We start from the raw sequence: 14392 nt of genomic DNA on the forward strand, positions 1-14392 counted from the left end.
CTGGAAATTTACTAGCAAACAACTGACAACTCTCTCTTCCGCTGCGCGTCTCTGACCAAAGCCGCGAGCCGATAGAAGCCATGAGCCATCTTAGTGTAGGGCGTCAGCAAGAAGAATGTCAGAACCGATCCAAGGTGGATGGCAAGCAGCGCGGGCATCAGAGTAGTCGAACCAAGGGCGTAGAGGACCAACCCGCTGAGGCCGACAAAACCGAGTAACAGGATAAAACCGATGTCCCCACCCCATGCGGACGGGTCGCCAAGCTCGCGATCCGACTTTTGCTTAAGCAGAGCCATCGCTCCACAACCCACTGTCAGCAACACACCGCCCGAAATCCCGAACAGTTTTGGCAACGACCAAAACCCGTAGGGCGCGTGCAACCCAAACCCGTAGTGCATAATCGTCGCCACCGAGGTCGACGCAAAGCACAGCAAGAAGCCGTACATGATGGCTTGGTGAATGTGGCGTCGGGCCTGACTGAACCGGTCTTCGTCCTCGAAATTGCAACCCTCGCCGTGGCCTGCGGCCAAGTCCTGCATCTTGCCGGCGCGTCTGAACGCAGCTATCAGATCAGACATTTGGATAGGTTTGCCACCAACCTCCGTCCAATAGCGCCTCAGGCTGATAGCCAAGCTAAAGAGTGGCAAAAGGAATGCGGGCGCAAAGATTGCGACCATCGCATTGTGGGACAGGACGGTATAGAACCCCTCTCCTCCGCTTGACCCGATGGCACGAATTGCCCAGAACAACAGGGCAAATCCGATCACAAGCGCCAAGGCTATGGCCCCGCCGTGTGTGTGAAACCGGCGCGCCAGAGGCTGCGGCCAAGCGAAGCTTTCCCAGCTGTCCCGCCGCACTTCGGCCAGAGCTTTCGGCAGGTTCAGGTCAAACTCGTGCGGAGCTGTGTACTGACAGGCGTAGTAGCACCCCCTGCAGTTGTGGCACAGGTTGGCCAGTTGAGTGATGTCCCCATCCGAGAACGCGCGTTCCGCGTGCAGCGACGGGAAGACCGAACAATAGCCCTCGCAGTAACGGCAGGCGTTGCAAATCTCGGCCTGACGGCGGGCTTCTTGAATAAGATCAGTTTGCATAGGCTGCGGCCTCACGTCCTGCGATGCGTCCAAAAACGGTTCCGATGGTCATGCCGAAGCCGGCCAGATACCCCTGCCCCAGGATCGAACCTGCCATCGTCTCGCCCGCTGCCCAAAGGTTTTTGATCTTCCCGCTGGGGGTCGAACACTGGGCCGTATCGTCGACCTTCAGCCCCAGATAGGTGAAAGTCACGCCAGTACGCAGCGAGTAGCCATAGAATGGCGGTTCGGAGATCGGGCGGGCCCAGTTGGTCTTGGGTGGCGTCAGACCCGAGGTTGTGACCCCGTCCAACTCAGTTGGGTGAAATCCACTGGTGTCGCCGCATGCATCGTTGAATTCAGCAACGGTCGCCTTCAGCTTGTCGGCGGGCAGGTCCATCATTCCAGCCAGCTCTTCCAAGGTGTCCGCCTTTAGCGGAGGGAACACCGAGGGCATGAACAGGTTCAGAGACTTCGCATCGATGATCACATAGCCTACCTGATCCGGTTGCGCGGCAACCAGACGCCCCCAAATCGCATAGCGTTTGGGCCAGACGTCTTCGCCCTCGTCATAGAACCGCTCGGCATTCTTGTTCACGACGATTGAAAACGGCACGCAGTCCAAACGGGTGACGATGCCGCCGTCGAACTTCGGCGCCCGCCCGTCAATGGCGACGGCGTGGCATTGGGTTGGATCGCCAACGCTCTCGACGCCTTGATCCAACAGATCAGCCAGCACAACCCCCCGATTATAGGGCGTCCCCCGGATCAGGAAGTTCTTTGCTGGCTCGCCCCATGCACGGGTGAGCCAATCCGTGTCGGCCTGAAACCCGCCCGAGGCAACGATGACGGCCTTGGGCGTGATGCGATGAGATTGGCCTTCATAGGTGTAGTCGACCCATTCAATCTGGTCGCCGTTCAGCTCAAGATGCGTCACGGCAGCTTCGTAAAGAACATCCACGCCCAAAGCTGCCGCTGTGCGGTAGTAGGCGTTCACCAGAGACTTCCCGCCCCCCATAAAAAACGCGTTGGTCCGCGCCAGCGACAATGTCCCGGACAGAGAGGGTTGGAACCGCACGCCGTGTTCTTCCATCCACGGCAGGCATTCCTCGGAGGTTCGGATCGCGAGGCGAGCAAGATGTTCGTCGGTTTTGCCGCCAGTGACCTTGAGCAGATCTTCAAGATACTCATCTTCACTATATTCTTCGATCAGAGGGCCCAGAGGAGCACCATGCATACAACGAAAATTGCGCGTATGGCGTGAGTTCCCCCCACGATAGGGTTTTGGTGCCGTTTCGAGGATCAGAACACGGGCGCCTGCCTCGGCAGCAGTCATCGCCGCGCAAAGGGCAGCATTCCCACCGCCGATCACAACGATATCATAAGCTTCCTTTTGGGTGGCCATATCCTGTCTACCTATTGATTTTCGTCGGTTGTCCGGTCGCGTTCTTGCAACGCCCGAATACGCATCCGTTGTGCGGCCTGAATATGCGAGCGCATTTCTGTTTCAGCCGCTGCACCATCGCGGGCCTTTAAGGCAGCCATGACGCGCTTATGCTCTGCCACTGCTGTCTCGGCCCGATCACCGTCCAGCAATTGCGATGGCCCAAGGATCAACAACGCTTTTTGCAAAGACAACATAGACTTGGCAAGAAACCGATTCTTTGCCGCATCCAAAAGTGTGGCGTGAAAAATCCGGTTGATCCGAGCCGCTTCCGAGCCGGTACCAGCCTCGGCCAAGCGATCATTCAAAACGCCCAACTCGTCCAACTCGACATCCGACGCAGCACGCGCAGCTAAACGGGCCGCAGTTCCTTCGAGCACCGCGCGCATCTCATAGAGTTCCATTACTTCGGCGTAGTCGAGGCTGCGTACGGTTGCGCCCTGCCGTGGCACATGAGTGACTAGCCCGTCGGCCTCCAACTGACGGATAGCCTCCCGCACCGGTGTGCGGCTGACCCCTAATCGTTCTGACAGCTCAATCTCACGCAAGCGCTCGCCAGGCAGCAGTGTGCCCTCGCGAATCTCGTCCAGTAAGCGCTGATACGCAGAATTGCCTTGTGGGCCAGGCTGTAAGGGGTCGTCTTGAATGGTCATCGAGCGCTCACTTGTCTTCTTGCGTCCAATTGTATACATTTGGATACATAGCGAGTCAATATTGTTGGAAGCCGCGCCTTGCCCACCCAAGACAAAACACCTTCTCTCCTGACAAAGCGGGCCGTAACACTGGTCCTTGCACTGCTGGGCACCGGAGTATTTTGGGCGTTGAATCTGCCGCTGCCCTTTCTGTTCGGCCCAATGAGCGCGTGTCTCATAGCCGCCCTGGCGCATGCCCCAATGGAAGGTTTTGGTCAGGTCTCGGTTGCAGCGCGCACCATACTCGGCGTTGCAGTTGGGGCTTCGATAACCCCTGCGCTTTTTGTTGAATTGCCGAAGATGGCAGCGTCTATCGCACTGGTCCCGTTCTTCATCCTGCTGATCGCGTTGGTCGGAGTGCCTTTCTTTCGCAAGTTCTGGGGGTTTGACTCCACGACGGCGTTTTACGCTGCCATGCCAGGCGGACTGCAGGACATGATCATTTTTGGAACCGAAGCTGGCGCCAACCCGCGTACGCTATCCCTGATCCACGGTACGCGCGTGCTGATCATCGTAACCCTGGCCCCGCTATTTCTGACGGTGTTCTACGATGCTCAACTCACCAACCCAATCGGAGAGCCTGCGCGCGACCTGCCGATGCATGAGTTGGCGCTGATGGTACTGGCCGCCCTTATAGGCTGGAAAGGCGGTGAGCGGATCGGCCTGTTCGGGGCATCCATCCTCGGGCCAATGATCCTGACGGCAGCCCTGTCACTGGCGGATTTCATTCATACCCGACCACCCCGCGAGGCCATCCTTGCGGCGCAGTTCTTTATCGGTTGCGGGATAGGCGTGAAATTCGTTGGCGTCACATGGGTCGAACTCCGTCGGGTGGTTGCAGCAGGCTTCGCCTATGTCATTGTCCTTGCCATCCTTGCAGCCGTTTTCACCGCCGTTGTCACCACGCTGGGACTGGGTCAACCGGTTGAGGCTTTCTTGGCCTTTGCCCCCGGTGGACAGGCCGAGATGACGGTACTGGCCATCGTTTCGGGCGCGGATCTGGGCTTTGTGATCACCCACCATCTGACAAGGATCGTGCTGGTTATCATCGGCGCGCCCATAGCGGCCAATCTTATCCTGCGCTGGTCCAAACCTCGGGGTTGATCATGTGAATAGGGGCACCTTCAGCATAGGCATTCACCTGATCGAAAATATCTGCGAATTGCAGGTCGAATTCGTCCTTGGTCACAAAACCTATATGCGGTGTCGCAATAAGGTTCGGGTGCGATAGCAAAGGGTCATTCGGGTCAGTGAGCGGCTCGGTATCGAAGACATCAATTGCGGCCTTCCCCGGGCGACCGGCGTTCAGCGCATCCAACAAAGCACCCGGAGCGATCAGCCCGGCCCGGGAGGTGTTCACAAACATCGCGCCCGGTTGCATCTGCGAAAAATCTGACGCTGTGATGATACCGTTCGTGTCGGGCTTCAGGCGGACGTGGACTGAGACAACATCGCTGTTGGCAAAGAACGCTTCGCGGCTTGTGGCAATCTGCACGCCGTCGGCCAGCGCGCGTGCCCGGCCTTCATCCGAAGACCACCAGACAACATTCATCCCGAATGCCTCGGCATAGCCAGCAACAGCGCGGGCGATACGGCCATATCCATACAGCCCCAACTTCCGCCCTCTCAGGGTCTTGCCAACCCCGGCCTGCCAATGCCCCGCTTTGACTGATACCATCTGCGCAGGCAAGTCGCGCATCCCGGCCATGATTAGTGCCCATGTCAGTTCGGCTGCGGCATATGAGGGCGTCCCGCCATGCATGTTCGAACACAGCAGCACTCCGTTATCCGAGCATGCCTGCACATCGACGTGCGGATACACGCTGCGCTGGCTGATCAATTTCAGGTTTGGAAGTTTTTCAATCAGATCGCGGGTTACCTTGGTGCGCTCGCGAAACAAAACCAGCGCCTCAGCCTGCTGCAAGCGTGCGGCCAATTCGCCGGTTTCCTCGACATGATCTGTCCAGACCTTCACGTGATGGTCGGACAGTTTTCCGAAACAGGGAAGGCCCTGCAGTGTATCGAACCAATCGTCCAGAATGTGAACTTTCATCGACTTTCTATAACCTGCCTTTTGTTCAGTTTTCTTGGCGTCGGTACAAAATGAAGTTTGTCGAGTGCTTCAAGCGCATTGCGAACCCGTTCGCGTTGATCCAGCAGATGGTTGAATTGCTCATCGCACCCGGCAATTGGCGTTGGGTATTCCGCGATATCCTTTCGCAGAGCCGACTGCGCCAGCCTGAGTTCCTGACGCGCGATATCAAGGCATTCCGAATAGTCGTACATCGTGATATCCTCATTATGTATACCACTGTATACCAAATGAGAGTTCCCACTTCAACTACCGTTCCACGCGGATTCCGGAACATAAACATGCCCATCCGCCAATTTACGCGCAGTCCTCACCAAACCGGCAGAAATTACTTTGAACTCCCCGTCATTCGAGAAGTCCACCAGAACGTCGATCTTGCCTGACGCGTGTTCCAAAACAACGTCTGCTGGGCTTGAATCCAGGCGATCAAGCAACCCGTCGGCGACGGTTCCGGGCGTCAAAGCGCAAGATGCCATGCATTGCGCGCCCGTGACGGCCATTGTCGGGTGAGTTTTCCATGGCATGAAATACCGAACCGCAAGGGTTCCACCTTCTCTGGCGGGTGCCATCAGGCCGAATTTGGGAGTAACCGATTTCGATACGTCCCCCATACCCATCCGTTCCCCGGCTTCGATCCGCACGGCCTCCATCCGATCAAAGAAAGCACGGTTGGCATCCAGCTCTTCGGCGCTTTCATATCCTGTCAGTCCGAAATCGGCCGCCCGGGCTATCGCCATCGGCATAGCGACATCCATGCACGTCAGCTCGATCCCCTGCACTGTGTCGCGCAAATTTCCAGTGGGCAGAAATGCACCTGTTGCCGAACCCACAACGCCCATGAAACTCAGTTGTACCGGTGCAGAGTGACCGGGAACTCCGGCGATTTCCGCATCGCCCTCGTAGACCAACTCACCGTCCGGGGTTTGCACTTTGACAACGACACGGGCGCCTGTATTAACTGCGCGAATGCGGATCTCGGTCACGTCGCCGGTGGGCTGAAACAAACCCATTTCGATCGCAGCTGGACCGACTCCTGAGAGGATGTTTCCGCAAGTAGGTTTGAAATCAACCAGCTTCTTATCAACAGAAACCTGCGCGAAGAAATAGTCGATATCCGCCCAGTCGTCTTCGCTGACGGATAACATCGCCACTTTGGTCGTCACTGCGTTTCCACCACCGATCCCATCGATATTGAGTGCTTGTCCAGCCCCGAGGGCAGCGACAAGAACATCAGCCAAAGTGTCCAAATTTTCGGGCAGATCAGAGCGCCGAAAATATGGTCCTCGGGACGTGCCACCGCGCATGAAAACATATGGGATTGCTGTCTGGGTCATTGCGAACCCTCCTTTACAAACCGTTGAAATTTCTGATTTCAGCCCCGCCTGGACAGCCAAATTGGCAGGCCGGACAGCCGTGGAGTGCCTACTTGAGCGGCCATGGCAGGTTCACCATGTCTTGCAGTAGACCCGGCGGGAAATCCCGGTTCAAAGCTCCAGCCATGAAGCACATGAAACCGATGCCGCAGGCCGTCAGGAGCAGCGTCATCTGCCAGCTGGACCCGGCGCGAATGCGGAAGAATGCGATCAGAAAACCGATCAGGGCGAGGATGAATCCTACAACCCATGTGGCCGCGATCAGACCTGCAAACCATGCGAGGGTCGACCAAAGTCCATGCGGCGCGCTCGCATCCTCACCGGCGAGTTCTTTGTCAGCAAAGATCGCATCGCCCTCGGGACGCCGCATCATTTGGATCAACAGGATGACGCAGCAAAACAGCGACACGCTGCCGATCACCAGCGGGATGATCTTATCGGTCATGTTGTAGTCAGGGATCATGTTTGCATTGACCAATGCCACGATCAGATAGGCCATGATTACCAACAGGAAGATCAGCGGCGCGCGCTTGCTGCCGGATTTAACCTCACCTTCGGCCATGATCATCTTGGCTTGACGAATGCCCAGAATAACCGAAACCACGGTGACCACGATCAGTACGATAACGATCGGGCTGAAGACATACTCCATCCCCTCACCAAAGCTTTTGCGGAAGCGGAAAGAGGCGATCTGGAACGCCTGGTTGGTGAACTTCTCAACCGGGTTGGACAACACGAACCCAATCAGAAAGGCCGGGCGCGACCAGTCGAAACGGCGCAGGAAAATGCCGATCAGGCCGATCACGAAAAGGGCCAGCAAGTCTTCGAAGTTTTGGCCGGACTGGAACGCCGCAAAGCTGATCAGCATGAACAGGAACGGCGCCAGATAGGTGAAACGGATCGTGGTCAGCTTGGCGATCCCGCCCGAGGCAGCGATACACAGGATGGTGCCCACCACGTTGGCAAGAGCCAGCAACCAGACAATCGAATAAGTGATGTCGAGATTGTCCTTGAGCATGCTAGGCCCGACCTCGATATCGCCAGATCCCAACAGTGCGACAGCGCCGATAAAGATCGCCATTGAACCCGAGCCAGGGATACCAAACAGCAGCGTTGGAACCAGCCCCCCGCCCTCCTTGGCGTTGTTCGAGCTTTCCGGCCCGATGACGCCTCGCACTTCGCCCTTTCCGAAGTTGCTTTTGTCTTTTGTCGATTGAACCGAATGGCCATAAGCGATCCAGTCAACAACCGAGCCTCCGAGGCCGGGAATAACACCAACGACCACGCCAATGATCGAACAGCGGACCGACAACCAAATGTTCGCGGCCCAGTCTTTGACGCCATCCAGCCAACCGGCCCCTAGCGAAGCGCCCTTGGCAATGGATCGGTCTTGTCGCAGCAGCGAGACGATTTCGGGCACCGCAAAGATACCCAAGCCAACGATGACCAACTTCAGACCATCGGTCAGGTAAGGAATGTCATACGTCGCCATGCGCAGCGAACCGCCTGCGTCCGCCTCGCCAATCGTACCGACCATCAGGCCCAACCCTGCGGCGGCGACACCCTTCAGCGGGACACGCCCGGCGAGGATAGCGACCATCGACAAGCCAAGAATGGTGATCATCAGCATCTCGGGCAGACCGAATGCCAGAACGATGGGCCGCGCGATCAGGATAAACATGGTCAGAAATGTTGCGCCGACCAAACCGCCAAACAGCGATGACGCAAAGGCCGCTGACAATGCCCGCGCGGCCTCGCCCTTTTTCGCCATCGGGAAACCGTCCAACACAGTCGCCTGTGAGGCGGAACTGCCGGGGATGCCCATAAGAACCGAGGCAAAGGTGTCAGAGGTCGGAACAACGGCGACCATCCCGATCATCAGCGCTAACCCAAGAATAGGGTCCATGCCGAACATGAAAGGAAGCAATAGGGACAGACCAGCAATACCGCCAAGCCCCGGGAAAACACCTACTGCCAGTCCCATAACGACACCGAGAACAAGGTACCCCAGAACAATAGGTTGCAGGATCAGACCCCACGCATCACTGAGCGCAGGAAGAGCGGTGGCGAAAACCTCCATAGCGGCCGCCTTTCATAAATTGTCTTGTGTTTGGAAAAGCGCGCGCCCGACATTGGGGCACGCGCAGTGGTGTTTGGGCTTAGTTCAGCTCGACACCATAGGCTTCTTTGAGCCAGTTCAGGACATAGGCCTTGGCGTTGTCGTCGACGTTTGTCGCAGTTTGCAGCGCCGACTTGGAGCCGTCACCAACAAACACAGGATATTTGCCCACGCGCTTCGAGGAGATGTCGGCAAAGTCGCCTCGCTCGGTCACAGCTTGAAACGCTGCGGTGTAGGCGTCGACCACTTCCTGAGGCGTGTCACCCGGCAGGAAGGCCAGCTTCTGAACCGGGAAACCGGCCACAAAGAACGCTTTCCACGCATCCCATGCCTCACCGCTGGTTTCACAGCCATCGGTCGCTTCGCATACTTCTTTGAATGTCGGGATGTCCGGGAAGGTCGGGTCGCGCACGATGTTGCCGTCCGCATCAAGAGCACCCCAAGTCATCATCGGCACAGCCTGACCGGATTCAACCAGAGGTGCCGATCCACCCAGATAGCCGGACGAGGTCTGATAATCGATGTTGGCTTCACCTCGCTCGAACATCAGGCGACCATCGCCACGGCCTTTGATGCCAAAAACAGGCTCAACATTCATGCCCAGCATTTGCCACGCCAGCAGCGGTACAAGGTCAAGGCGTGTCGCGCCCTGCGAACCGTAAATAAAGTTTGTGTCTTTCAGCGCGTTCGCAGAGCCATCAAACTTTGCTCCGTCTTCGGCGTTCAGATAGGCAACACCACCGGTTCCTGACGCCATAACCGGGATCCAATCGTTGTACTCGTAGCGCACGCGAGGATCGCTCAGCAGATATGGGAATTGAGTTGAACCAGAGGTGCCAAACAGCAGCGTCCCGTCGTCATGGCTCTGCTCCTGAAACCAGTTTGCGCCTTTGGTCGAACCAGCGCCCGGCATGAATTTCACGACAACTGTCGGTTGACCCGGTAGAGCTTCCGACAGAAGCGGCGCAAAGAAGTTGGCCCATTTGGCAGACCCGCCCGTTTCCGAGAACGGGATAACCCATTCAACGGTCTTGCCGGAGAAATCGACCTCGGCAGCGGCAGGTGCGGCGATACCGGCGGCGGCGATCAGCCCCACGACGGCCCGACGGGTGAAGTTGGAAATGGTCATTGGTTCCTCCCTGTTGACCAGACAACCACGCCAGCGCCCTCTGCACCACCGTGATCGCAAATAGAACTGTGGGGTTGATTCCCCATCCCATCTGGCAATCATGGAGCGCCAACCTTGCGCGAAACTTGCAGGAGCCCTGATGCGGATCGTCATCGTCGAAGACAACGAGACCCTCGCCAACGCTATTGCTTATCGTCTGCGTGACCGCGGTCATGCGGCAGAAGTGCTTTCGGATGGCGACGAGGCTGACTTGTATCTTGCGCAAGAGGGCGCCGACTTAGTTGTTTTGGACATCAATTTGCCCGGACAGTCAGGGCTAGAGATCCTGAAATCTCTTCGTAATCGTGGTGACAGCGTACCGGTGATCTTGCTGACGGCACGTGCCGAAACAAGCGACCGGGTTTCCGGGTTGGATATGGGGGCAGATGATTATCTGGTTAAGCCATTCGAAATGGACGAGTTGGAAGCACGCATCCGGGCGCTTTCTCGACGCAAAGACCTCGACTACGGAGCAAAAGAGAGCATCGGCGGCCTGGAATTCGACCGCGCTGCACGTCAGGTAAGTGTGCAGGGCACTGTTATGGATATCCCGCGGCGGGAAATAGCCGTGCTTGAATGCCTGTTAGAGCGCAGGGGCAGAATTGTGCCCAAAAGCCAACTTACAGATTACGTCTATGGCGTGGGTGCCGATGTCGAGGCCTCGGCCGTTGAACCTCATGTATCTCGGCTGAGAAAACGTCTTCAGGATCTCGGTATTAGAATAAAGACAGCCCGAGGTCTGGGATATCTGCTTGAGGTGCAGAAGTGATCAATCACGGCTCGCTCAGGTTAAGACTTTTCATTCTTATCCTAACCCCTTTGGTACTAATTGCAGCCTTGCTTGGTCTTTGGCGCTTTATGATTGCACAGAATACGGCGCAGGAATTGTTCGACGACAGCCTGTTATCTGCTGGCCTAGCCATATCGCGAGATGTTGCGATTTCGGGGGGTGATGCGCTGTCACCAACGACACGCAGCATGATCCGCGACGCGTCCGGCGGAGAGATTTTTTACCACGTAACAGGCCCCGGCGGCATCTATGTGACTGGCTATGCGTACCCTCCGGCCGCCACAAACCCATCTGCTCAAGAGGTGTACAAACCGCAGTTTTTCGAAGCGCTCTACCGCCAAGAACCAGTGCGCGTTCTTAAGATGACGGAACGCGTGACCATAGACAATCTAATCGGAGATGCGACAGTTACAGTTTGGCAACGCATGGCGGATCGCAATGCGTTTGCGAATGAATTGTCTATCCGCGCAGGAATTCTGATGGGCGTTCTGCTGGCCACCCTCGCTATTGTGGTGTGGTTCGGTGTCGCTCGTGGCCTTAGGCCGTTGTTGGATTTGCAGGACGCAATAGACCTGCGTTCACCAGATGACCTCAGTGAGATCAAGCGCGCTGTCCCAGTCGAAGTTCAAGGAGTTGTCAAAACCTTGAACCGGCTTTTTGGACAGGTGGAAAACAGTATCAACGCCCATCAAGTGTTTATTTCCGAAGCTGCACATCAGCTGCGGAACCCAGCGGCCGCCGTGCAGTCGATGGCCGAAGCGCTGCAGGACGCGAAAACGGATGGCGACCGAGAAAAACGCATCTCCGAGCTTGTCGCGGCTGCAAAAAACTCAGCGACGGTGGCGGAACAACTGTTATCGCTTGAAAGGCTCAGGCAGCCGACGCACGAAAATCAAATGGTTGAAATTGACTTTCGCTCGGTCGTGGAAGAAGCCTGCGCTGAGATGGGAGTTAATATCCTTGCAAAGGGCATCGAGTTTGATGTCACGATGCCTGAGACCGCGGTCACGGTGTTCGGCGACCGTGTCTTTCTGATTGAGGCTCTAAAGAACCTGCTGGATAACGCGGTCAAACATGGTGGCCCAAAGTTGAGCCAAATCTCAGTTGTGCTGCGGTGTGACGGCAAATGCGTCAACCTAACTGTGACCGACGATGGTGCTGGCCTTTCACCAGACCAAAGCGAAGCGGCATTCAATCGGTTTTCTCAGTTGGAGTACTCCGAGGGCAGCGGGTTGGGGTTGTCAATCGTCTCTGCAGTGGCGCGGCGCCACGGAGGAATGGTCGAAATCAACCTAGTCGAAAGAGGAGCGAGCATTACGCTTGAGCTCCCCATAGTCCTGGACCGTTCTTTCGATTGACCGCGTCGGGCTCTAACCAGTCCTTCGCTACACTTGCCCAAACGCGCCCCCAACCCGCCAGCATCAGCGACCCACGTCAGCCCTCTGGAACGACGCGTCAGCATTCGTTTCAGCACCAGTGGGCTGTTGATCTAGCGGTCTAGGTCGCGCCCGTTAACCACCTCTCTAGCGGTTATAGTGCCCCGAATTCGCCCCAATTTCTCGGGCTTAGCTGAAAAGCTGAGTCTAATCATTGGTCGGCAAGGAATCCTACCACCCCAACCAGTTCATCGGAACATGGAATGACACTCGGCTCTTGGGGTTGAACCTTCCGAGAAATGCCCCGGTTTATGCCACAGTGGTTACGGGTGTTTAGGGTGCGTCCTCAGAGATCGTTGATACGGAATCGCCCGATATATTTTTGTATTCAGCCGCCATCTTGTTGAACAGATCCAAGTTCACATGGGCTTTCCAGCGACCATAAGGCCGCAGAGTAAACAGGTAACCCGAGATGCTAACCGGGCCTAAAGACTGACCCAGGAACGCAGCACCGGCAAATGGCGTGTCAACCGTACCCAGCGACAGCGCCTCATTCAGCGCAGCCTCTTCGCTCAATTGCGAGGGCGGGCAGACCTTCAACATGAAACGGTCGATGGTCTTTTCTTACAAAAGCTCGGCGACACGCACAGCCGCTGTAAGATATGGTGTTGAAGCCCCGTGGACACGGCCAAAACGCAGAGTCTTCTTTACCAGACCAGCCTTTTCTCCGAGTGCAAGAACACGGGCGATCCCAAAGGCCGTTTTTCAAAATTTCATCCTTAGGAGCATTTCCTTCGGGTTGCTTGAAGACCTTCGCCGGTCTACCGAACTTGTTCAGACCTTTGCATTTATTCCGCCGCCAGTTCCGCTGAAAAACGGAAATCTTCGATGGTTTCGGGTTTTATTTCGATCGAGAACCCTGGCTTTTCCGGCGCCATATAGGCCCCGTTTCTCACCACACAGGGATCGACGAAGTGCTCGTGCAGGTGATCGACATATTCGATCCGCTTGCTGTCTTTCTCGCCCGAGATCGCGATGTAATCGATCATCGACATATGTTGGACATATTCGCACAGACCCACGCCCCCGGCATGAGGCCAGACGGGCAAGTTGTATTTCGCGGCCATCAGCATGACGGCCAGAACCTCGTTCAATCCTCCCATCCGACAGCTGTCGATCTGAACGATGTCGATCGCGCCTTCTTTGATGAATTGTTTGAACATGATCCGGTTCTGGCACATCTCACCCGTCGCCACTTTGACCGGCGCAACCCCTTCGCGGATTTCCTTGTGGCCAAACACGTCATCGGGGCTGGTGGGTTCTTCGATGAAGTACGGGCTCGCAAAGGACAGGGCCTTGACCCAGTCGATGGCCTGATCCACTTCCCATACCTGATTGGCGTCGATCATGATGTTCATGTCTTCGCCTAGAACCTCGCGGGCGATGGTCAGACGACGGATGTCATCGTCAAGGTCGCGGCCCACCTTGAATTTGGTGTGGGTAAAGCCTGCGTCCTTGGCCTCCTGACACAGGCGGCGCAGCTTGTCGTCGGGATAGCCCAGCCACCCGGCCGAGGTTGTGTAACACGGGTAGCCTTCGGCTTTCAGCTTGGTGATGCGGTCGTCTTTGCCCGGCGCGGCGGCGCGCAGCATAGCCAGCGCTTCGTCCGGGGTGATCGCATCGGTCAGATAGCGAAAGTCGATCAGGCGCACGATATCTTCGGGGGACATGTCACCCACCAATTGCCAGACGGGTTTCCCCGCCTCTTTCGCCCACAAATCCCACGCCGCATTCACCACCGCGCCCGTAGCCAGATGGATCGCACCCTTGTCCGGCCCGATCCAGCGCAACTGGCTGTCTCCGGTGATATAACGCCAGAAGCGGCCCATATCTTCGGTGATCCATTCTAATTCCAACCCCTTGACCAAAGCGCCAAGCGCTTTGATCGCGGCCACGCAGATCTCATTGCCGCGCCCAATGGTGAACGTGAGGCCGTGGCCCTCATGCGCACCATCGGTTTCCAGCACCACATACGCGGCGGAATAGTCGGGATCGGGGTTCATCGCATCCGATCCGTCCAGACTGTCCGAGGTCGGAAAGCGCAAGTCTTCGGTTCGAATGCCGGTGATGCTGGTCATGCGCTGGCCTTTACATCCTGCCGTTGCACGCCCAGCCCCTCGATCCCCAACTCCATCTTGTCGCCGGGCTTCAGATAGGTTTGCGGGTTCTGTCCCATCCCAACACCCGGAGGCGTCCCGGTCGAGATCA

Annotated in this window: 14 protein-coding genes; 3 read left to right on the forward strand and 11 right to left on the reverse strand. The window is 56.8% G+C overall.

What is annotated here, in order from left to right; all coding sequences use genetic code 11:
* Positions 1 to 11: 11 nt before the first annotated feature.
* Genes tcuB through ACR0DB_RS21715 form a run of 3 tightly spaced genes read right to left on the reverse strand, consistent with a single transcriptional unit; the run spans position 12 to position 3167 of the window.
* Positions 12 to 1091 carry a tricarballylate utilization 4Fe-4S protein TcuB gene (gene tcuB, locus ACR0DB_RS21705; protein WP_480552929.1) on the reverse strand — a complete coding sequence of 360 codons (1080 nt, stop codon included), beginning with the start codon at positions 1089 to 1091 and terminating at the stop codon, positions 12 to 14.
* Positions 1081 to 2475 (reverse strand): FAD-dependent tricarballylate dehydrogenase TcuA, encoded by a 1395-nt coding sequence (gene tcuA / locus ACR0DB_RS21710; protein WP_480552931.1) that lies wholly within the window; start codon positions 2473 to 2475, stop codon positions 1081 to 1083. The genes tcuB and tcuA overlap by 11 nt, the downstream gene beginning before the upstream one ends.
* Before the next feature lie 11 nt (positions 2476 to 2486).
* A complete protein-coding gene (locus tag ACR0DB_RS21715) occupies positions 2487 to 3167 on the reverse strand; it encodes a GntR family transcriptional regulator (RefSeq protein ID WP_480552932.1) in 681 nt (226 codons plus the stop codon).
* Positions 3168 to 3245: 78 nt separating this feature from the next.
* On the opposite strand from ACR0DB_RS21715, the gene ACR0DB_RS21720 reads away from it, so the two are divergent.
* Entirely contained in the window at positions 3246 to 4310 is a 1065-nt protein-coding gene (locus ACR0DB_RS21720; RefSeq protein ID WP_480552933.1) for an AbrB family transcriptional regulator, read from the forward strand.
* Here the strand turns inward: ACR0DB_RS21720 and ACR0DB_RS21725 are convergent.
* The 5 genes from ACR0DB_RS21725 to ACR0DB_RS21745 form a co-directional block, all read right to left on the reverse strand.
* On the reverse strand, positions 4279 to 5259 hold the full coding sequence (locus tag ACR0DB_RS21725; RefSeq protein ID WP_480552934.1) for a D-2-hydroxyacid dehydrogenase family protein: 981 nt from the start codon (positions 5257 to 5259) through the stop codon (positions 4279 to 4281). The genes ACR0DB_RS21720 and ACR0DB_RS21725 overlap by 32 nt on opposite strands.
* Positions 5256 to 5492, reverse strand: a complete 237-nt coding sequence (locus ACR0DB_RS21730) for a hypothetical protein (RefSeq protein WP_480552936.1) — start codon at positions 5490 to 5492, stop codon at positions 5256 to 5258. The genes ACR0DB_RS21725 and ACR0DB_RS21730 overlap by 4 nt, the downstream gene beginning before the upstream one ends.
* Before the next feature lie 51 nt (positions 5493 to 5543).
* Positions 5544 to 6632: a 4-oxalomesaconate tautomerase gene (locus ACR0DB_RS21735; RefSeq protein ID WP_480552937.1), complete on the reverse strand. Its 1089-nt coding sequence runs from the start codon at positions 6630 to 6632 to the stop codon at positions 5544 to 5546.
* A gap of 88 nt (positions 6633 to 6720) precedes the next feature.
* Positions 6721 to 8751, reverse strand: a complete 2031-nt coding sequence (locus ACR0DB_RS21740; RefSeq protein ID WP_170775673.1) for a tripartite tricarboxylate transporter permease — start codon at positions 8749 to 8751, stop codon at positions 6721 to 6723.
* Positions 8752 to 8830: 79 nt separating this feature from the next.
* A complete protein-coding gene (locus ACR0DB_RS21745) occupies positions 8831 to 9919 on the reverse strand; it encodes a type 2 periplasmic-binding domain-containing protein (protein ID WP_155150290.1) in 1089 nt (362 codons plus the stop codon).
* A 139-nt stretch (positions 9920 to 10058) separates the two neighbouring features.
* Between ACR0DB_RS21745 and ACR0DB_RS21750 the strand changes: the two genes are divergently transcribed.
* Entirely contained in the window at positions 10059 to 10727 is a 669-nt protein-coding gene (locus ACR0DB_RS21750; protein WP_480552939.1) for a response regulator transcription factor, read from the forward strand.
* Positions 10724 to 12106, forward strand: coding sequence for a sensor histidine kinase (locus ACR0DB_RS21755; RefSeq protein ID WP_331252153.1), 1383 nt, complete (start codon positions 10724 to 10726; stop codon positions 12104 to 12106). Before ACR0DB_RS21750 ends, ACR0DB_RS21755 begins: the two co-directional genes overlap by 4 nt.
* Before the next feature lie 351 nt (positions 12107 to 12457).
* Here ACR0DB_RS21755 and ACR0DB_RS21760 read toward each other — a convergent pair whose 3' ends face one another.
* The 3 genes from ACR0DB_RS21760 to ACR0DB_RS21770 all read right to left on the reverse strand — a co-directional run.
* Positions 12458 to 12727 carry a hypothetical protein gene (locus tag ACR0DB_RS21760; protein ID WP_480552941.1) on the reverse strand — a complete coding sequence of 90 codons (270 nt, stop codon included), beginning with the start codon at positions 12725 to 12727 and terminating at the stop codon, positions 12458 to 12460.
* A 245-nt stretch (positions 12728 to 12972) separates the two neighbouring features.
* Positions 12973 to 14262, reverse strand: coding sequence for an L-fuconate dehydratase (locus tag ACR0DB_RS21765; RefSeq protein ID WP_480552942.1), 1290 nt, complete (start codon positions 14260 to 14262; stop codon positions 12973 to 12975).
* Positions 14259 to 14392, reverse strand: a 134-nt coding sequence (locus ACR0DB_RS21770; protein WP_480552943.1) for a fumarylacetoacetate hydrolase family protein, incomplete at its 5' end; no start/stop codon positions are given. The genes ACR0DB_RS21765 and ACR0DB_RS21770, both read right to left, overlap by 4 nt.

It is taken from the genome of Ruegeria sp. AB6, from assembly GCF_056542685.1.